Here is a 19,594-nt window from a genome sequence, read left to right on the forward strand (position 1 = left end):
GATACAGTCCGTGCCAGATCAAGCTCTGTTTGCCGTCTGTTTTACATGCTTGTATTGGTAGAGCTTTTCATCCGCCTTCCGGATCAGCTCCGCCGCGGATCGGATCGTGTGGTCGCGGCGGACATAGCCGACAGAAACCTCTATGGTGTAGGGGGCGCCGGCATTTCGGCTTCGACTCGCCGCTTCCTGCTGAATCTGCTGTACAATGCGAAATGCCGCCTTGTCATCCGCGCAGTCACAGAGCAGGATGAATTCATCTCCGCCATAACGGGCAAGGAAGCAGCCGCGTCGCGGCAGTCGCCTGCTGACGGTACGGAGGGTATCTGCCAGCAGCTTCAGCGCGCGATCTCCCTCCAGATGTCCGTAATTATCATTAATGCTCTTAAAATAGTCAATATCAATCATGAAGAAGTAGAAACCCTGATGGATTCCAGGCTCTCGAAAGCGGTTCCGCAGGACGCGCTTCAGACTGTTCCGATTATTGAGCTGCGTCAGCATATCCTGAGAAATGTGCGCGTCCTGCATCGTGACATAATAGATCAGGATCACGAGAACATAGGCATAGCAGAGCAGGGGGATGTCCAGCAGCAGCGCCTGCAGAAAACCTGCGAAGATGATGATGACCGGATAGAGCGCAGGAAGGAGAAGCTGGCGCTCCTGCGACTTCTGTTCCTCCCGAAGATACTGCCTGAGCGAACGAAGTCCGGTCGTCGTGACATAAAAAAATGGGAGCAGCATCATATAGCTGTAGTAAGCCATATTGTCGATACAGCCATCTCTCCCCACCTTCATCGGGAAATGAAAGAAATAGCTGCTGAGCAGAGCGAGGGAGGCGATCCAGACCGGAAGGAAGATCAGCTTCCGGTTTCTGCTTTTCTCCACATAGCGCGCACCGCGCATGGATTCCATAAAGATGAACCAGAAATAACCGCAGACGCTTGCCAGGAACCACTGCAGCAGATTCAGAAGGAAGCAAAAGAGAAAGGGCAGAAGCAGGACTCCTTTGTAATGCAGAGCCCAGAAGATATCGACAGTGATGTACAGAATCAAATAAAATACCGCATGCGCGAAGAAGATCTGCCGCTGTTCGAGATATATGGATGTGACTGTTTTGTAGAAGAAGATCGAAAGCAGGATCATACAGAAGACGCTTGCTTCGACGTAATAAAATATGCTGTTCATAGATGCCATCCCTTATAGAAAAAAATTCAAGGGAATGCTGATGGCAGAAGTGAGGCATCTATTGATGTCCGATCAGGGCATTCTCAGAATTTCTTTAAATTTACGCAAGAAATCAATTTTATAAATTATACTATAAGCAAAAATTATTTCAATGAAAAAAATAAGAATTTATAGTGTATTTTGTATTTATAACGATGCAGCCATATCGTATCATACGGTGCAGAACGGCGAATCGATTTGGCTGCAAAACGACTCTCTCTCCATGTTTCACGTGAAACAATTGATTTGTACCGATATGTCGGAAGGAGTACGGAATGTTCGACGACAGGCAAAGCCTGTGTTTCAGGCAGCAAAATTATGCGAAGTCTTCCGGATGGAGCGTGGTCTTCCGAGTTCCTTTGGGACATCGCGATGATAATTTATAAGCGGTGAAGCAATTCGTGCGTCGCTTGGCAGAGCAGTCACGGGGCCTTGTATGAAGGCAGAAGGTGACACGGGGATATTTGACACGAAATTCCGTATAGAGTAAAATGTCTGTAAATGTTCAAGTAAGCACTTTGATTTATTATTCGGCAGATTGTTTCACGTGAAACATTTAAAAGCAGAGGACAATATGGGCAAGATTATTGCGGTTACAAATCAGAAGGGCGGCGTAGGGAAGACGACGACCGCGGTCAATCTGGCAGCGTCGCTGGCAGAGGCGAGACAGAGAGTGATGCTGCTGGATTTCGACCCGCAGGGCAACGCGACGAGCGGTTACGGCGTCAGCGAGGAGGAGATTGGGAACAGTATTTACGACGCAATGAGCGGAAATTGCGAGCTGGAGGATGCAATACTGTGTGAGATGATAGAGAATCTGGATCTGATTCCGTCCAATATGAATCTCGCGGCGATTGAGTCTGAGTTTGTGGATTTGGAAAACAAGAATATGGTACTCCGGAATATGCTGAAGCGGGTGAGGGATCATTACGATTATGTGCTGATTGACTGTCCGCCCAGTCTCGGAACGATCACGGTCAATGCACTGACAGCCTCGGACTCCGTCCTGATTCCGATTCAGTGCGAATACTATGCGTTGGAGGGACTGGGGCAGGTGATGAATTCCATAGAGCTGGTGAAGCAGAAGCTGAATACCAGAATTTACATAGAAGGAATCGTTTTCACGATGTACGACGGCAGAAATAAGCTTTCGCAGGAAGTGGTGGAAACGGTGCGGGAGAATTTCCACGGAAGTATCTTCGATACCGTAATTCCGCGTAACGTAAGGCTGGCAGAGGCGCCGAGCTTCGGGCAGCCGATCACAGTATATGACAGTGCTTCCTCCGGAGCAGACAGCTACCGGAGGCTGGCGGCAGAGCTGATGAGCAAGGAGATGAGCTGATGGCAGAGAAGCATAACCGCCTCGGAAAGGGGTTAAACAGTATTTTCGGGACAGGCGCGCTGAGAGAGGAAAGCCGAGAGGCATGGGACGAAGCCGCGACGGGGAAGAAAGCGGAGACGGGGCGGGAGCATAGCGCGTCGCAGCCGGAGGAGAGGAGTGCCGAGGGAAAACCGATGCTCGTCAGGATCAATCTGATCCAGCCGAATCTGCATCAGCCCAGAAAGGATTTCGCGGAGGAGGCGCTGGAGGAGCTTGCGGCATCTGTCCGAACCTACGGCATTATTCAGCCGATCCTGGTGAAGAAGCAGGGCGCACTGTATGAAATTATTGCCGGAGAGCGCCGCTGGAGAGCGGCAAAGCTGGCAGGGCTCAGGGAGGTGCCGGTGATCCTTGCCGATATGGACGAACGGAAATCCAGAGAGGTCGCCATCATTGAGAATATACAGCGCGCTGATCTGAACGCAGTGGAGGAGGCGTTGGCGTACCAGAGTCTTCTTTCGGAGTATGGCATGACACAGGAGGAGCTCTCGGAAAGAGTCGCGAAGAAGCGCTCTACGATTACAAACAGTCTCCGTATCCTGAAGCTGGAGCCGGAGCTCCTGGAGCTCGTGCGGAATGGCAGTCTCAGCCAGGGGCATGCCAGAGCATTGCTCGCCTTTTCGGAGGGAGAAAAGAGGAGGAGAGCGGCGGAGCGCTGCATCGCGGAGGGGCTCAGTGTGCGGGAGCTGGAGCGGTTAGTGAAGTCCGAGGAGAAGCCGCAGCAGGAGCGGGAGAGGAAGTCGGAGAATGACGAGCTCGGAAGGCTGCGTGTTATCTATAAGGAGCTCGAGAAAAAAATGAAGCAGAGACTCGGCACGAAGGTCTCCATCGTTCCCAAAAACGAGAAGAGAGGGAAGCTGGAGATCGAGTATTACTCGCAGGAGGAGCTGGATCGTCTGCTTCACCTCCTGAACCGCCCATTTGGAGAGGATGTTTCGGGAGAGCAGGAGAACAGGGGAGAGAGATGACAAGTACAGAAAAAATGCTTCTGCTCGGGCTGTTTATCAGCCTCCTGCTTACCGGCATTGCGCTGGCACTCTCGCTGCACGCCAATCTTCGTTACCGGAGCCTGTACCGCCAGTATGACTATTTCATGCGGGGGAAGGACGCGGAGACGCTGGAGGACTATTTTGCAGAGCTGCAGAGGCACGTGGAGCGATTGGAGGAGGAGGACGAAAATAACAAGGATATGCTTCGGATTCTGAACCGGAATATCCGATCCTCCTTCCAGAAGTGCGGCATCATCCGCTACAATGCCTTCGGCGGCATAGGCGGCAATATGTCCTTCGCGCTTGCGATGCTCGACTATACGAACAGCGGATTCGTCATCAATGCGGTACACGCCAGAGAAGGAAGCTTCCTCTACATTAAGGATATAGAGGAGGGAACAACGGATACAGAGCTTGGCGCAGAGGAGAGGCTCGCATTGGAAGCGGCGCTGGATGCCCGGAAGGGATAGCAGAGGGGAAGCCTCGTGAAAATAAAGACAAAAAGGCAATTACAGAAATACCTGATTATGGGCGGCATTTTCCTGCTTGCCATGCTCTTCTATATCATGCAGTCCTATCGTTCCATGGAGAAGTCCAATACCGTTTACGCCGCTCTGAGTGAGGCACGGCTTCCGCTGGTTTATGTGGAGAAGGATGGGCGTGAGCTGAATCTGATGTACGGATATTTGCAGGATATGGGAATGTCGGCGGAGCAGGAGCTTCTGACCGTGCTTCCGGAGAATCGGGCATTGCAGCTTCGGATCTCCGAGCGGCAGAGCAGCGTCGCCTCAATCCGCTACGAGATCCGGAGCCTGGATCTCCAACAGCTGATTGAGACGGGGACGGTCTCCGGACTGGATCGTTCCGCAGAGGGAGTGCGTTTCCAGCTTCCGATCCAGAACCTGATCCGGCGAGGACAGCAGTATCTCCTGAGGCTGACAGTAGATATCGGCGAGCACAGTGTCTACTACTATACGCGGATCGTCTGGCAGCAGAATGATTTCTCCGAACAGATGCTCTCCCTTGCGGAGGACTTCACGAAAAGGAGCTTCTCGAAGTCGGAGGCGCGGAGTCTCAGCAGCTATCTGGAAACGACGGATACCGCAGACAACAGCAGTCTGTCTCATGTGACGCTGAAGTCCAGCTTCCAGCAGATTACCTTCGGAGATACCGGAATGCAGCCGGCGAGCGGCTTCTATATCAGACTGAAGGAGCTCGAAGGAGTAATGGGGGAGGTGCAGATCCGCTATCTCAGCAGCTGCACCGATTCGGCGGGCAATCCGCGTCAGTTCTGGAATGAGGATAACTATGTCTTCCGCTATGATCCGCAGCGAATCTTCATTATGAGCTTCGACCGGAGGACGGAGGAGACGCTGCATCCGGGATATCATCCCTTTGAGGGGGAGAAGCTGCTGCTGGGGGTACAGGATATGGAGCGGCTGGAAACGATGTCCTCTGATTCCGGTCAGTTTACGGCATTTCAGGCGGCAAAGAGCCTGTATCGCTATGAGAATACAATCCATGGGAAGCTGCTCACGCTCTTCTCTTTCGCTTCGGAGACAGAGGCAGAGACGAGCGTCGTGAGCCGTGCTGATTATCGGATACGATTGCTCTCGGCGAAAAATAACGGCGATGTGGATTTCATCGTCTATGGCTATATGAGCCGCGGACAGCATGAGGGCTACAGCGGGATCGCGCATTATACCTATGATAATTCCGAGGATACTGTCACAGAAAACTTCTTCCTGCCGATCCCGGACAATGCAGATCAGCTCGCGGAGGATGTGGAGCGGTTGTCCTACAGCAGCGGAAACGGGCTGTTTTATTTCTATTACAATGGAAGTATCTATGGCGTGGATTCGAACAGCTTCGAGGTCGTAACGGTGGCGGAGGGGCTTTCGGACTGGGAGCTTGCCAGCTCTGAGGACTGCCGTTATATCGCGTTTCAGGACAGAGACAGTACAGACAGCTACCATTCCGAGAAGCTGAGCTTCATGGATCTTTTCGAGGACAGAAGCACAGAGCTTCGGGAAGAGGGGAAGTACCTTCGCACACTGGGCTTTATCGGAGAGGATCTCGTGTACGGTGTCCGTGCTAAGGGGCTGCCGGAGACGCTGACGCTTCGGATGGAGGAGCCTATGACGGGAATCCGTATCGTGGATACAGCGCAGCAGCTGAAGAGCGACTATCAGAAGGAGGGGATTTACTTCGGAAATGCAGAGGTGACAGAAAGCCGGGTACATTTCGACGAGTACCGCTATGACGGCGAGTCCTACCAAAGCGCCGGGGACGACAGCATTATCTCAAATCGGGAGAATGAGAACAGCCGACAGAAGGGACTGAAAAGCTATCAGGACAGCGAGCTGCAGAAATGCTGGTATCTGGAAATCAGGGACGTAGGGCAGAATCGTCCCGAGGCGGAGAAGCCGGGGAAATTTTCGACTGAAAAAACCGCCTCTATTGAGATCATCCGGGGCAGCAGGGAGGAAAGCACCTGCTTCTATGCTTATGCTCTGGGGGACTTCAGGGGACGCTACCGGACACTGGAGGAGGCGTACAGAGCGGTTTATGAGGACTTCGGCTATGTTAAGGACGAAAAGGGCGATACGCTTTGGAATCGAACGGACAAGGAGACCTTCATCAGCATTCGAAATCCGCTGGATCGGGCAGGGGAGCTTCTCGAGGAGCTCTCGACGCTGCAGATCCGAAGTGAGCTTACGGACGGCTATCTGCTGAACGCCTATGGGATGGATTTAAACAGCGTGCTCTACTATGTGGGGAAGGGGCTGCCGGCGGCCGCCTATACCGCGGACGGTACGCTCGAGCTGATTACGGGCTACAGCTCCTTTAATGTGACCTTGCTTAATCCTGCGGACGGCAGTGTGCGGGTGCTCGGCAGGGAGGAGGCAGCGCAGCATTTCGGCGCGGCGGAAAACCGCTTCGCGGTTATGGTGGAAACCCAGTGATTCGCAAATCGCAGCGCACACTTCGTTTGCGCAGCTTTTTTGCTCATCACTGTTGTGATGTAGCTTCATATAGTGGAGTGCGTGTATAAGTCCTCCCGCGCTGCGTCGCAGCCGAAGGCAGCTCCCGCATCGCTTCCAGTGATTCGCAAATCGCAGCGCACACTTCGTTTGCGCAGCTTTTTTGCTCATCACTGTTGTCCTGTCAGATGCCGAAGCATCCGTCCGTGTAAACACGGCGGCTGCTTCGGCGCCTGACAGGGGACTTATACACTGAAGTATTCAGGGTAGCGTCGCAGAACCTCATTTCGATCGCTGTGGATACGGCGGATGTGCTTCTTCACGATTGCCTGCATCCACTCCGCGTCGCGTTCCCGTGCAGCCTCGATGATTTGTCCGTGCTCCGCCAGTGTTTTTTCGTGAACGGGGCGGGAAAGATCAGAGAGATAGCGGATGCGATTGTAGTGCGTCATATTTGTATCGATGATTTCCTTTGCCAGCAGCTCGCCCGAGCTCTCATAGATGATACCGTGAAACGCATTGTCGAGACGAAAATAATTATAAGGATCGTCGGTGTCTGCACTCTTTTGCTTTTCAAGGTTTTCAGAGAGACGCCGCAGTACGAGCTCGTCGCAGTGCGAGAGGAAAAGCGGAACCATTTCGACCTCTAAGGTGGAACGGACGAACCATTCCTGCATTGCGCGCCCGAGGTCGATCTTTGAGACAAGCGTTTTGGACTGCGGAAAAATGCGAAGCAGTCCTTCCCGCTCCAGCTTCACAATTGCCTCCCGCGCCGGTGTGCGGCTGACATGATACATTTCCGCGACCTTCGCCGCAGAGATGGCATCCCCCGGCTTCAGACGAAGCCCCATGATATCCTGCTTCAGAGCAGCGTAGGTATTTTCGTTCAAGCTTGCTTCCATCAGTCACTCCTCAACGCAATCTTTTTTAAATGAAATGGAAACGAACCCCATGAATAAGCTGATAAATCCACAGGAGACAATCCGAATTATACAAAAAAACAACTTTCATTTCCAGAAGCGATTTGGTCAGAACTTTCTGATCGACGAAAACGTGCTTCGAAATATCATCGTGAGCTCTGAGATCACGAAGGAGGACTGCGTGCTGGAGATCGGTCCGGGAATCGGGACGATGACGCAGGCGCTCTGTGACGCGGCGGGACATGTCGTCACGGTGGAGATTGACGGCAGCCTGATCCCGATTCTCAGGGAAACGCTCGCGGATTATGACAATGTCACGATCCTGAATGACGATGTGCTGAAGCTGGATCTCCCGAAGCTGATCGGGGAGCAGAATGACGGCAAGCCGGTGAAGGTGGTCGCCAATTTGCCGTACTATATCACCACGCCGATCATCATGGGACTCTTCGAGAGCCATGCGCCGCTCCAATCCGTTACGGTCATGGTGCAGAAGGAGGTCGCGGATCGGATGCAGGCAGGCCCGGGGACGAAGGACTACGGTGCGCTCTCACTCGCTGTGCAGTATTATTCCGAGCCGAAGATCGTGCAGCTCGTCCCCCCGCACTGCTTCATTCCGCGGCCGAATGTGGGCTCGGCGGTGATCCGTCTCCTTCGCCATATCGTGCCGCCGGTTGAGACGGAGGATGAGGACTTCCTCTTCCGTGTGATTCACGCAGCCTTCGGACAACGCCGGAAGACGCTTACGAATGCGCTCTACGGCGGAATGAAGCTGCCGAAGGAGAAGACGCTCGCTGCCCTTTCGGCGCTTTCACTTCCGGAGAACATCCGCGGAGAGGCATTGTCGCTGCCGCAGTTCGCCGCATTGGCGGAGCTGCTCAGGAGACCGTGAGAAGTGGAACTGTTTTTGTTCAGATAGAAATCATATTCACACTTGTATATGTACCAGGTGCAGCTTTTTGGGATCCAGCCTTCGGGCTGGATTTTTTGAATAGGGGGCAGAAAATCATACCGCAATGCGGATAGGGAAATGCATAAAACGAAAAAACTTCCATAAAATTATTTTAAAAAGAAAAGATTGACAAAACAATAGAAATGACTGAAAATATCTATAAAAAATTATTAAACATATCATTGAACATATTCAGAGAAAGATAAGAGCAGAGATGACATTAAGAGACAAAGTTTATCAGAACCTTTACCGGGATATAACAGATGGATTGATTTCACAAGGAGAGATCATAACGGAGAATGATTTGGGTTCCAGATTCTCTGTCAGCAAGGCTCCGGTAAGAGAAGCGCTTGGACAGCTGTGCCGCGAGGGCATTCTACAGAGTCTTCCGAGACTGGGATATCAGGTGAGGACAATCAGCTTGAAGGAAATTGCGGATATCATAGAGACAAGAGTGGACCTTGAAGTAAGCGGACTCCGGCGCCTGGAAGCAGGAATGTCAGATGAACAGAGGAAGGCCTTTGATACCTTATGGAATAGCGCTTTTACTTTTTCAGAGGAGAGAAATGCAAAGGATATTTCGGGCGACTGGGCAAATAACTATTCCTTCCACAGAGGACTGTATGCTTTAAACAGAAATGAATGTGGGTATGCTATAGTTGATAGCTTAATCCACAAATCATCGTTGTATATATCCCAGTATTATCTTGCTGCCTGGGGAGAAAAAAGACCGATTACAGACGCGCTTCATAAAGAGATTCTGGGGGCAGTCCGGACAGGCGATTTCGACACAGCATGTAAAAAGCTTGCTTTGGATATTAGAAAGCCAAAGCAGGATATTATAAAAATGCACGAGATGTAAAAAATTTTAAAGGAGGCAGAAATGGAAAATAAAAAAGGAACTGGTGTTCAAGGTGCTTCGCAACGAACCGGCTGAGAGGGTTCCGGTCGGGTTCTGGCATCATTATCTGGAGGATGAGCATGTAAATGCAATCGAGCATGAGGGATTTTATGAGGAAAATGCTATTTAAAAAAGAGGAACTGGATAATTATACAGCCATTCTCAAAAGGGAGATGATCCCCTCCATGGGGTGTACAGAGCCTATCGCAATTGCGTATTGTGCGGCAGTTGCTGCAAGAGTGCTGGCAGAAGAACCGGAGCACCTGACGATATACTGCTCCGGAAATATTATTAAAAATGTCAAGGGCGTGGTGGTTCCCAATTCCGGCAGCCAGAAAGGAATTGCAGTGGCGGCAACCTTGGGCGCGGTCGGAGGTGACGCAGATCGGCAGCTTCAGGTTATTGCAAATGTCACGGATGAAGACCGGGAGAGAACCCGGGAACTGGTTCGTACCGGATTCTGCGACTATAAGTATGTGGAGGAAGTGCCAAATCTCTATATTCGGGCAGATATACGGGGAAGGAAGCATACGGCAGAGGCGGTTATTGCCAATCAGCATACCCATCTGGAAAGCATTACAAGAGACGGAGAGGTGCTTCTCACAGCGGGGGAAAAGGTCTCTCGGGATGTATTGAAAAATGTGCTTATCAACAGTGATATCACAAAAATGTCATTACAGGGGCTCCTCAGCTATGCAGATCAGGTAGATATTTCAGAAGTACAGGATTTGCTTGACAGGGCAATAGAGATGAACTCTCGGATTGCACAGGAGGGGCTCGATAGCCCTTGGGGAGCTTGCGTAGGGAAAACAATTCTGGAGTCTTGGGGCTCGGATGTAAGGACCCTTGCCTGTGCGGCAGCGGCAGCCGGCTCTGATGCCAGAATGTCTGGCTGTGCAATGCCGGTGGTTATAAATTCCGGATCTGGAAATCAGGGCATTACAGTTACTATGCCGGTGCTGGTGTATGCCAGAGAGCTTCATATTTCCGAAACCAAACGATACCGTGCATTGATTATTTCCAACCTGGTTTCTATTTATATCAAGCATTATATCGGCGCGCTTTCTGCATTCTGCGGTGCAGTCAGTGCCTCCTGCGGTGCCGGTGCAGCCATTACCTATATGAGCGGCGGAGACTATCAGCATATTGCCAGAACGATTACCAATACGCTGGCAAATGTTGGCGGCATCGTTTGCGATGGAGCGAAGCCAAGCTGTGCTGCTAAAATTGCCTCATCTCTGCATGCGGCAATACTGGCGCACTACATGAGCATGAATGACAAGTCATTCAAGGCCGGTGAAGGAATTGTAGAGGCAGATGTGGAAGAAACCATCAAAAATATAGGCTATATCGGAAAGGTGGGCATGAAGCCGACGGACCATGAAATTCTGAATGTCATGACAGATGCAGTCAATGTAGATGCGTGTCTGTGATTTCCTGCTTTTCAATAAGGTATGACCGGAGCAGGGCTTGACAGCCCTGATCTAACATGTTAGTATCTGCTTAAAGATCAAGATGCGGGGCAGAGAAGTTTGCCTGCAAATGTAAACGCTTACAGAGCGTCGGGAAAGGCGGCGGAGCCGCAGGGAAGGAGCAGACAATGAAGATGACATTCCGTTGGTACGGCGAGGGCAATGATCCGATTTCCCTCCGACAGATCAAGCAGATTCCGGGGATGAGCGGAGTCATGGGACTGCTGGACAAGGCGGCGGGCGTGCTCTGGACCGAGGAGGAGATCCGGAGCTATGTGGAGCATATCCGTGCAGCGGGACTCGAGTGCGAGGTCATCGAGAGTGTCAATGTCCATGAGGATATCAAGATGGGGCTGCCCTCGAGAGAGAAGTATATCGAGAACTATAAGCAGACGATCCGGAATCTCGCGAAGTACGGCGTCAAGGTCATCATCTATAACTTCATGCCTGTTTTCGACTGGCTGCGCACAGATCTCGCCAGAGAGATCCCGGAGGACGGCTCGAACAGCCTCTACTTCGATGAGAAGGAGCTCGGGGAGATGACACCGCTCGACCTCGTGCGGAAGACGGCGGAGGACAGTAAGGGCTTTACGCTGCCGGGCTGGGAGCCGGAGCGGCTCGCAGAGCTGGAGAAGACATTGAAGCTGTACGAGGGGATCACGGAGGATGATCTTCGCAGAAACTACAAGTATTTCCTCGAGCAGGTCATCCCGGTCTGCGAGGAGGCCGGCGTGAAGCTGGCATGCCATCCGGATGATCCGGCATGGCCGATTTTCGGGCTTCCGCGGATCGCGCACAGTCAGGAGGACTATGACAAGATCTGTGCGCTCTACGATTCTCCGGCGAACGGGCTCTGCCTCTGCACCGGCTCTCTCGGTTCCAATCCGGACAATGACATCCCTGCGATCATCCGGCATTTCGGAGAGAGGAACCGCATTAACGCGATGCATGTCCGAAATGTCAAGTATCTGGGCTATCATAAGTTCCGTGAGGCAAGCCACCTGTCCTCGGACGGCGACCTCGATATGTTCGAGATTATGAAGGCAATCTATGATACCTGTCCGGATACCTATATCCGTCCGGATCACGGCAGGATGATCTGGGACGAGGCCGGCAGACCGGGCTACGGCCTCTATGACCGCGCCCTCGGCGCCACCTATCTGAACGGGCTCTGGGAAGCGATCTGCAAGCTTTGTAAGTGAGAGAAAGAGAGGGGAAAATATGAAGCTCACAGTAGAAGGACTCAGGGACAGGGCAGCATGGGAGGCTGCCGGCGTGCAGCTTCCCTCCTATGACATAGGGAAGGTGGCGGAGGCGACGCGGAAGGCGCCGGTCTGGGTGCATTTCGGCATCGGCAACATTTTCCGTATCTTCATCGGCGGGATCGCGGATACCCTCCTCGCAGAGGGGGAAATGGAGAAGGGCATCACCTGTGTCGAGAGCTTTGACTTCGATGTGGTGGACAGGATTTATGCGCCCTACGACAATCTCGTGCTGGGCGTGACGCTGCGGACGGACGGCGGCATGGATAAGAGGGTGATCGGCTCGCTGACAGAGGCGATCAAGGCGCAGTCTGCGGTTCCGGAGAGCTGGAACCGACTGAAGGAGATCTTCGTGAATCCGGTGCTCCAGATGGTATCCTTCACGATTACAGAGAAGGGCTATGCGCTGCGGGCAGCGGACGGAAGCTTCTTCCCGTTCATAGAGGCGGATATCGAAAACGGTCCCGAGAAGGCAGGCAGCGCCATGGCGATTCTGGCTGCTCTGCTCTTCACCCGCTTCAATGCGGGCAGGCTCCCGGTGGCGGTAGTTTCCATGGACAACTGCTCTCACAATGGGGAGAAGCTGAAAAATGCAGTCGTAACAATGGCGGAGGAGTGGGAGAAGAGGGGCTTCGTTCCAGAGGCCTTCCTCGAGTACCTTCGGGATGAGAAGCAGGTAGGCTTCCCCTGGTCTATGATCGACAAGATTACGCCGAGACCGGCAGAGTCCGTACAGCAGGAGCTGGAGAAGCTCGGTATCGAGAATATGGCGCCGGTGATCACCTCGAAGCATACCTATATCGCCCCCTTTGTCAATGCGGAGGGACCGCAGTATCTGGTGATCGAGGATCAGTTCCCGAACGGACGTCCGGCGCTTGAGAGGGCTGGCGTTTACATGACGGATCGGGATACCGTCAATAAGGTGGAGAGAATGAAGGTGACGACCTGTCTGAATCCGCTCCATACCGCGCTTGCCGTATACGGCTGTGTGCTGGGCTATGAGCTGATTGCGGATGAAATGAAGGATCCCGAGCTCCGCGAGCTGGTACAGCGGATCGGACCTGTGGAGGGAATGCCGGTCGTGACCGACCCGGGCATCCTTTCGCCAAAGGATTTCGTAGCCGAAGTTATCGATGTCCGTATTCCGAACCCGTTTATGCCGGATACGCCGCAGCGGATCGCGACCGACACCTCTCAGAAGGTCGGCATCCGCTACGGGGAGACGATTAAGTCCTATGTCGAGAAGTACGGAAGCGCAGAGAGGCTCGAGGCGATTCCGCTGGCGATCGCCGGCTGGCTCCGTTATCTGTTGGGCGTGGACGATCAGGGACAGCGCTTCGAGCGCTCCGCGGATCCGATGCTCACAGAGCTCAGCGCCCGGCTTTTCGGTATCGAGCTGGGGAAGCCGGAGACGGCAGCCGGTAGGCTTCATCCGATCCTCTCTAACCGGAATATCTTCGGAATCGATCTCTATGAGGCAGGACTCGGGGAGAAGATTGAGGAAATGTTCCGTATGGAGCTCGCCGGGGCAGGCGCAGTCCGTGCGACGCTCCGGAAGTATCTGGGGTAAGTTATACCCGATATATTCGCTGCCTGTGCAATGTCGGAGTATCCGTTCATGCAGGCATGGCGTCCCCGCATCGCCTGGCAGGGGGACTTATACAGCAGGATTTTAACGACCGGTAACGTAAAGCGTGCCGGTCGTTTTTCCTCCGCTTTTTAATGGCTTTATGGGAATGACCGGTATATAATGATTTATACTGTTTGACAGGAAGCGAAAAGGGAACTGCGAGGAGCGCGTGGAAGAGGCGTTTTCTTTGCGTACGGCTTGAAAGCAGGGAGCGAAGAATGAAAACGAATTATTTTAACAGATTGAGAGAGGAAGCGGAGACAGAGGAGGGCATCTCGGATGCGGCGGGACGGGAAGGTGCCTCAGATGCAGTCAGACCAAGCAGTGAGAGCGTGTACAGTGATATTCTGGAAAAGATCATCAAGCTGCAATATGCGCCGGGAGAGATGATCAGTGAAAACCAGATGGCGAAGGAGTACGGCGTCTCCCGGACGGTGATCCGCTCTGCCTTTGCCAGACTGGAGGAGGCGGGCTTCGTGGAGGTATATGCCAAGAAGGGCACCTATGTGTCGCGGATGAATCTGCATTATATTGCGGATCTCCTGATGCTGAGAACCGCAGTGGAAAAGGAGATCATCAGCGAGCTTTATCAGAAGCTGGATCAGAAGAAACGGCAGGAGCTGATTGAACGGCTGGAGGAGAATCTGGAAAAGCAGGAAAAATTCCGAAATTCCAGCGGCTACCTGAAGGCGTACCAGGCGCTGGATCAGGAGTTTCATTATCTCATGATTCAGAGCGTCGGACGGGAAAGCCTGATGCAGCTGTTGGATCAGAATATGCTCCACATCGCGAGATGGCGAAATTTCGACGTGGTCTTCGACCAGCGTGTGCCGGAGCTGATCGACGAGCATCGGCGGATTTTGGAGGATCTGAAGCGCGATACCTCGGAGTATGCGGAGCACTCCATAGCGGCGCATCTGGAAACCATCACAAAGATTGCGAAGCGGGCAATTCACAGCTATCCGCTTTATTTTACGGATACCGAGTTTTCCTAGCCATAGAGACGCTGACTGTGGCGTGCCTGCATAAATCGGTGTTTTCATAGTACGACAGCGAGAAAGCGATTCTTTTCCGCCCGGTTATTTTCGGGCAGAGAAGGATCCTTTTTGTTTCTGCTTCGTGCTTCCTGAGAGAGGGTTTTGAATACATAATAAGAAATGAGAACTGTTATTATTGTGTTTTCGCTAAAATTTTATTTATTATTTTATGGAAAAAGACGATTTTCTGAAAAAATGCAGGAGCATATTTACAGCACAATGACATATTGATAAAATAATAACATCTTAAACGGGGCATCAATCCAGACGTGGTCTGGATCATTTTTAAATGAAGCATGTATATAAGATAAGCCCTCTATATTTGAGACAACTTGTATACAAGATGGAGAAGAAGATGCTGACATTGGGAATCGATATTGGCTCGACCACCTCGAAGGCGGTGATTTTGAAGGACGGAAAGGATATCCTTGCCACCTCTCTGGTTGTCGCCACGGTGGGGACAAACGGGGTTTCCCGGGCGATCGAGAATGTTTTTCTTACGTCCGGACTGCGTGAGAGCGAGATTGCCTGCACGGTAGCGACCGGTTACGGCAGGCAGACCTATGAAAAGGCGGACTATCAGATCAGTGAGCTTTCCTGTCATGCGCTGGGAGTGAACCACATTTTCCCGGAGGTACGGACGGTGATAGACATCGGCGGACAGGATGCCAAGGTGATTTCACTGAATGAGATGGGCAGGATGGAGAACTTCGTGATGAACGATAAGTGTGCCGCCGGTACCGGCCGCTTTCTGGATGTTATGGCGACGATTCTGAATCTGGATATATCCCGGCTGGAGCTTGAGGCGGCAAAGGCGGAGCGGATCGTCAATATATCCAGTACCTGTACGGTATTCGCCGAGTCCGAGGTGATTTCGCAGCTTGCCAACGGGGTGGCGATTCCGGATCTCGTGGCAGGGATCTGCCAGTCTGTGGCGGTACGGGTGGCATCGCTCGCGAAGCGGGTCGGCATTCGGGAGAAGGTCTGCATGAGCGGCGGCGTGGCGAGAAACGGCGGCGTGAGAAACGCCATGCAAGAGGAGCTGGGTGTCGAGATCTGCTATGACGAGAGAGCGCAGCTGATGGGGGCGCTCGGTGCGGCCATTTATGCGGCGAACAAGGCGGGAAAGAGCGGATAGAGTGCACCCGCTGAGGGAAGGTGTTTGGCGGCGAGACTGTCAGGAGGCAGGGAGCCGCTGAAAATACAGCGATAAAGGAACTCACAAGGAGGTAATGACTATGGCAGAAGAGTTCAGGGGAAACAAGCCGGCACCGGATCCGAATTCGGCGAAGATGAGACTCAGGAAGATCGCGGCGGATGCATACACAGACGCGATTGAGGCGAAGAAGCGGGGAGAGCCGGTGGGCTGGGTAGCCAGTAACTTTCCGGTAGAGATCCCGGAGACACTGGGGCTCAATGTCTGTTATCCGGAGAACCAGGCGGCAGGCATCGCGGCGAGAGGTGCCGGGGAGAGAATGTGTTCGGAGGCAGAGGGAGACGGCTACAGCAATGACATCTGCGCCTATGCCAGAATTTCCCTTGCATACATGAAGCTGAAGTCCTGCCCGGAGCAGGATATGCCGCAGCCGGATTTCGTACTCTGCTGCAATAATATCTGCAACTGCATGATCAAGTGGTATGAGAACATTGCACATGAGCTGAATATCCCGATGATTATGATCGACATTCCCTTCAATCCGGACTATGAGGTATCGGAGGCGCAGATCGACTACATAGAAGCGCAGATGTGGGATGCTATCCATCAGCTGGAAAAGATCACCGGCAAGAAGTGGAGCGACGAGAAGTTTAAAAAGGTAATGGAGATCTCCGGACGCTCCAGCCGTGCGTGGCTGAATGCGACGGCCTGCGCCAAGTATGTTCCGTCTCCGTTCAACGGCTTCGACCTTCTGAACCACATGGCGGTTATGGTGACGGCACGGGGCAAGGAGGAAGCGGCGGAGGCAATGGAGACGCTGTACCGCGAGTATGAGGAAAATCACCAGACGGGGAATTCCACCTTCCGCGGAGAAGAGAAGCACAGGATCATGTTTGAGGGAATCGCCTGCTGGCCATGGCTCCGTGTGACCTCCTCCGGACTGAAGGATCGGGGAATCAATATGGTGACGACCATCTATGCGGATGCCTTCGGCTTCATATATAAGGACTTCCGGGATATGTGCCGTGCCTACGCGGAGGTGCCGAACTGCATGAATCTGGAGCACGCCAGAGACAAGCGGATCAAGCTCTGTCAGGACAATCATGTAGAGGGACTTCTGGTGCATACGAACCGTTCCTGCAAGCTCTGGTCCGGATTCATGCCGGAGATGTCCAGACAGGTAGGTGAGCGCTGCGGCATCCCGGTAACGTCCTTTGACGGCGATCAGGCGGATCCGAGAAACTTCTCGGAAGCGCAGTATGATACGCGGGTACAGGGACTGACGGAAATCATGGAGGAAAAGAAGGAGGAGGCACGGGCATGACGGCAAGAGAAATTCTGAATGAGCTGCATAGGGCGGCGTTTTCTCCGAAGGAGCAGCTGCATAAATATCTCGCGGAGGGAAAAAAGGTTGTAGCGGTGACGTACTATACACCGCAGGAAATCATTCATTCCATGGGCTTCGTCCCGATGGGAGTCTGGGGCGGGGATTTGCAGGTCAATGAAGCCAAGAAATATTTCCCGGCATTTATCTGCTCTGTGATGCAGACCGTACTGGAGCTGGGAATCAAGGGGGAATATGAGGGCGTTTCTGCTGTTGTGATCCCGTCGCTCTGCGACTCGCTGAAGACGCTGGGGCAGAATTGGAAGTATGCGGTTCCGGGCATTCCCTTTATTCCTATGAGCTATCCGCAGAACAGGAAGCCGGAGTATGGAAGGAAATTCACCAAGGCAGGTTATGAGAGAGTGATTGCGGATCTGGAGGCGGCGACCGGTGCCAGATTCTCCGAGCTTTCTCTTAGGGAGTCGATTCGCATCTACAATGAGCATAACCGTGTTATGAGAGCCTTTGCGGAGACTGCGGCGGAGGCGGAGCTTTCCGCACAGGAGAGAAGCGATGTGTTCAAGAGCGCATGGTTTATGGAGCCGGAGGAGCATACGGCGCTGGTGCGGCAGCTGAATGAGGAGCTGGGCAAGGGCGCGAAGGACACGAAGAGGGTTCGGGTTCTGACTACAGGAATTCTGGCAGATGCGCCGGAGCTCCTGAAGATTTTCGACCGGAATCAGATCAAGATCGTGTTTGATGATGTGGCGGATGAGTCCAGACAGTACAGAGTAGATACCTCCGAGGAGGGGAATCCTGTGGACGCCATAGCGCAGAAATTCGCAGATATGGATTATGACACACTGCTCTATGATCCGGAAAAGAAGCGCGTAGACTATATCGTGGAGCAGGCGAAGCGGCATGGCGCGGAGGGCGTGGTCGTGCTGATGACGAAGTTCTGCGATCCGGAGGAATTCGACTATGTACCGCTGAAGAGAGCCTGTGATGCGGCGGGACTGCATCATGTCAATATAGAGGTGGACAGGCAGATGGTGAATTTCGAGCAGGCAGCCACCATGCTGGAGGCATTTCAGGAAATGTTTTAAATCACATATAAAGAAGGGGGTTACTATGGATAACAAAAAGAAAGGCTTGCCCGTATTTGTCGGGGTAGCGTGCGTATGGATGGGGACGCATTTCGGCCCCGGTGTCGCCAGCGGAACACAGGTGAATTCCTTTTACACGCAGTATGGACTGTTCGGCGTAGGGTGTTCGATTCTGGCGATGTGCCTTCTGGGCTATGCGCTGTACTGCTCCATGGAGTTTTCCAGACTCTACAAGACCTACGACTACAAGGCATGGGGCTCTACGCTGACAGGCATTCAGTGGATCGGCGTGCTCTATGACATTTCCTTCATTGTCACGATCTTCACCGCACTCGGCGGCTCGCTGAACGCAGTGGGAAGTCTGTTCTCCAAGCTGCTGGGACTCAACTACTGGGTAGGCGTGCTTGCAGTCGTGATCTGCACCATGCTGCTCTGCGCCTTCGGCTCGGAGCTGGTGAGACGCTCCTCCTCCTACATGATGTTCGTGGTACTGGGGATTCTGGCGCTGATCGTCATCATTGTTCTGCTGTTCGGCGAGGCGGACTTCAGCGGCTCAGTCGCAAACGCCGCTGCGAATCTGCCGAATTCCGGAAGCCTTCTGACGGCGGTATGGAACGCGGTCCTCTACGCTTCCTTCCAGGCTACGGTAGTGGGAAATATCTCCTCTGTGGCGGACGGTCTGACGAAGAGATCCGAGTCCAAAAAGGCAGCCATTACCGGCATCGCCGGCAATGCGATCATGCTGGTGGTACTGTCGCTTTTGCTGTTCTCCTACACCAATGTTTCCGGCTTTGAGAGCGGTTCCATCATCAAGGAGGCGCTGCCGATCTATGCGATTCTGGACAGAATGCATTTCCAGTGGCTGACCGTTTTGTATGTGGCTACCGTGTTTGTGGCGGTATTGAGTACGGCAGTCGGCTTCAGCTTCGGCGGACTGTCCCGCTTCAGCAAGATTTACAACAAGACCGGGACGAAGAGCACCATGAAGAATATGATTTTCATCGGCGCACTGCTCTTGATGTGCTGCTTCGCATCAATCTTCGGCATCCTGAAGCTGGTGTCAACCGGCTACAGAATTCTGGGCTATATCAATCTGCCGATCTTCATTCTGACCGCGATTATCATCGGAAGAAGAAAGATCAGCAAGGGTTACCTGAAGGAGCATCATGTCGAGGCTCCGGGGGTTGACGAGTAAGCGTGCCCGCAGATTATCACACATATACATTCCACGCGCCGCTTCGCTCTCGAACGAAGCGGCGCCA

At 52.9% G+C, this 19,594-nt stretch carries 16 protein-coding genes; 14 read left to right on the forward strand and 2 right to left on the reverse strand.

Features of this window, described 5'->3' with window-relative positions:
* Positions 1-18 precede the first annotated feature (18 nt).
* On the reverse strand, positions 19-1,182 hold the full coding sequence (locus HW273_RS01215) for a GGDEF domain-containing protein (protein WP_179009953.1): 1,164 nt from the start codon (positions 1,180-1,182) through the stop codon (positions 19-21).
* Positions 1,183-1,795: 613 nt separating this feature from the next.
* Between HW273_RS01215 and HW273_RS01220 the strand changes: the two genes are divergently transcribed.
* The 4 genes from HW273_RS01220 to HW273_RS01235 are packed head-to-tail and all read left to right on the forward strand — an operon-like array spanning position 1,796 to position 6,557.
* Positions 1,796-2,563, forward strand: coding sequence for a ParA family protein (locus tag HW273_RS01220; RefSeq protein ID WP_179009955.1), 768 nt, complete (start codon positions 1,796-1,798; stop codon positions 2,561-2,563).
* Positions 2,563-3,570, forward strand: a complete 1,008-nt coding sequence (locus HW273_RS01225) for a ParB/RepB/Spo0J family partition protein (protein WP_179009957.1) — start codon at positions 2,563-2,565, stop codon at positions 3,568-3,570. The genes HW273_RS01220 and HW273_RS01225 overlap by 1 nt, the downstream gene beginning before the upstream one ends.
* Entirely contained in the window at positions 3,567-4,061 is a 495-nt protein-coding gene (locus HW273_RS01230; RefSeq protein ID WP_179009959.1) for a DUF4446 family protein, read from the forward strand. The genes HW273_RS01225 and HW273_RS01230 overlap by 4 nt, the downstream gene beginning before the upstream one ends.
* A gap of 15 nt (positions 4,062-4,076) precedes the next feature.
* Positions 4,077-6,557 (forward strand): hypothetical protein, encoded by a 2,481-nt coding sequence (locus HW273_RS01235; protein ID WP_179009961.1) that lies wholly within the window; start codon positions 4,077-4,079, stop codon positions 6,555-6,557.
* A gap of 263 nt (positions 6,558-6,820) precedes the next feature.
* Here the strand turns inward: HW273_RS01235 and HW273_RS01240 are convergent, their stop codons facing one another.
* A complete protein-coding gene (locus HW273_RS01240) occupies positions 6,821-7,477 on the reverse strand; it encodes a GntR family transcriptional regulator (RefSeq protein ID WP_179009963.1) in 657 nt (218 codons plus the stop codon).
* Between the two features lie 49 nt (positions 7,478-7,526).
* Between HW273_RS01240 and rsmA the strand changes: the two genes are divergently transcribed.
* The 10 genes from rsmA (at position 7,527) to HW273_RS01290 (ending at position 19,527) form a co-directional block, all read left to right on the forward strand.
* Positions 7,527-8,384, forward strand: a complete 858-nt coding sequence (gene rsmA, locus HW273_RS01245; protein ID WP_179009965.1) for a 16S rRNA (adenine(1518)-N(6)/adenine(1519)-N(6))-dimethyltransferase RsmA — start codon at positions 7,527-7,529, stop codon at positions 8,382-8,384.
* Positions 8,385-8,658: 274 nt separating this feature from the next.
* Positions 8,659-9,306, forward strand: coding sequence for a GntR family transcriptional regulator (locus HW273_RS01250; RefSeq protein ID WP_179009967.1), 648 nt, complete (start codon positions 8,659-8,661; stop codon positions 9,304-9,306).
* A gap of 224 nt (positions 9,307-9,530) precedes the next feature.
* A complete protein-coding gene (locus HW273_RS01255; protein WP_243206715.1) occupies positions 9,531-10,778 on the forward strand; it encodes an L-cysteine desulfidase family protein in 1,248 nt (415 codons plus the stop codon).
* A gap of 167 nt (positions 10,779-10,945) precedes the next feature.
* A complete protein-coding gene (uxuA, locus tag HW273_RS01260; RefSeq protein ID WP_179009970.1) occupies positions 10,946-12,019 on the forward strand; it encodes a mannonate dehydratase in 1,074 nt (357 codons plus the stop codon).
* A gap of 19 nt (positions 12,020-12,038) precedes the next feature.
* Entirely contained in the window at positions 12,039-13,649 is a 1,611-nt protein-coding gene (locus HW273_RS01265; protein ID WP_179009972.1) for a mannitol dehydrogenase family protein, read from the forward strand.
* 278 nt (positions 13,650-13,927) lie between these two features.
* Positions 13,928-14,704 carry a GntR family transcriptional regulator gene (locus tag HW273_RS01270; protein ID WP_179009974.1) on the forward strand — a complete coding sequence of 259 codons (777 nt, stop codon included), beginning with the start codon at positions 13,928-13,930 and terminating at the stop codon, positions 14,702-14,704.
* A 397-nt stretch (positions 14,705-15,101) separates the two neighbouring features.
* On the forward strand, positions 15,102-15,884 hold the full coding sequence (locus HW273_RS01275; RefSeq protein ID WP_179009976.1) for an acyl-CoA dehydratase activase: 783 nt from the start codon (positions 15,102-15,104) through the stop codon (positions 15,882-15,884).
* 100 nt (positions 15,885-15,984) lie between these two features.
* A complete protein-coding gene (locus HW273_RS01280; RefSeq protein WP_179009978.1) occupies positions 15,985-17,226 on the forward strand; it encodes a 2-hydroxyacyl-CoA dehydratase subunit D in 1,242 nt (413 codons plus the stop codon).
* On the forward strand, positions 17,223-18,332 hold the full coding sequence (locus HW273_RS01285) for a 2-hydroxyacyl-CoA dehydratase subunit D (protein ID WP_179009980.1): 1,110 nt from the start codon (positions 17,223-17,225) through the stop codon (positions 18,330-18,332). The genes HW273_RS01280 and HW273_RS01285 overlap by 4 nt, the downstream gene beginning before the upstream one ends.
* A 25-nt stretch (positions 18,333-18,357) precedes the next feature.
* On the forward strand, positions 18,358-19,527 hold the full coding sequence (locus HW273_RS01290; protein ID WP_179009982.1) for a YkvI family membrane protein: 1,170 nt from the start codon (positions 18,358-18,360) through the stop codon (positions 19,525-19,527).
* The last annotated feature ends 67 nt before the right edge of the window (positions 19,528-19,594 follow it).

The organism is Oribacterium sp. oral taxon 102, assembly GCF_013394775.1.
Lineage (GTDB): Bacteria > Bacillota > Clostridia > Lachnospirales > Lachnospiraceae > Oribacterium.